Origin of the sequence: Pseudomonas sp. SIMBA_068, assembly GCF_046534705.1 — a bacterium.
In the GTDB taxonomy this organism is placed as follows: Bacteria; Pseudomonadota; Gammaproteobacteria; order Pseudomonadales; family Pseudomonadaceae; genus Aquipseudomonas; species Aquipseudomonas putida.
Window position 1 is genome coordinate 1 of the sequence record NZ_JAWRYI010000034.1, and the last position, 696, is coordinate 696.

Consider the following 696-nt stretch of genomic DNA (forward strand, 5'->3'; position numbering starts at 1 on the left):
GTATTTAGACAGTTTCTGGGTAACTTCTTTAACGATACGAACCGCTTCTTCAACGTTACCGTGTTTCAGGATCGCTTCCAGAACACGCGCCTGGGTTTCTTTCGCGATTTCAGACCAGTCACGACGAACGATTTCCAGACCACGGGTGATGATTTTACCTTCTTCGTCGATCAGCGCGTATTTTTTTTTGGTAACGAAGAAACCACGTTTGTAGAAACCTTCGTATTCCAGTTCCAGCAGACCCGGCAGTTTCGCGTTGATGTAGTCAACGAATTCCAGCGCTTTTTTTTTGATTTCTTCAGATTTACCACCCGGGATGGTCGCGTACAGACCGTCGGTGTCGATGTACAGAACTTTGAAACCGAATTTTTCTTCCAGTTCTTTCCAAACGAATTCGATGTATTCACGACCCCACGCGGTAACAGATTCCGCGCATTCTTTGCAGTACCAACGCGCTTTCGCGTAACCGTAGTAACCGTAGTAAGAGTTCGCCAGGATTTTGATCGCACGCTGACGGTAGTCCAGCATGATTTTTTCGATCGGGTCCTGAGACGCTTTCATTTTGGTTTTGATTTTCTGACGTTCGTCCAGCAGACGTTTCAGCAGAGACGGGATGAAACCCGGGAAGTCTTTGCAGAATTTGTGACCAACTTCCGGCGCAACGTCGTAGTTACGGCAACCTTCACGGTTCAGGGT

1 pseudogene is annotated in these 696 nt (G+C 47.6%); it reads right to left on the reverse strand.

Annotated features, from left to right (window positions below):
* Positions 1 to 696: pseudogene (locus SB756_RS27995) on the reverse strand (DNA polymerase); the annotation flags it as partial.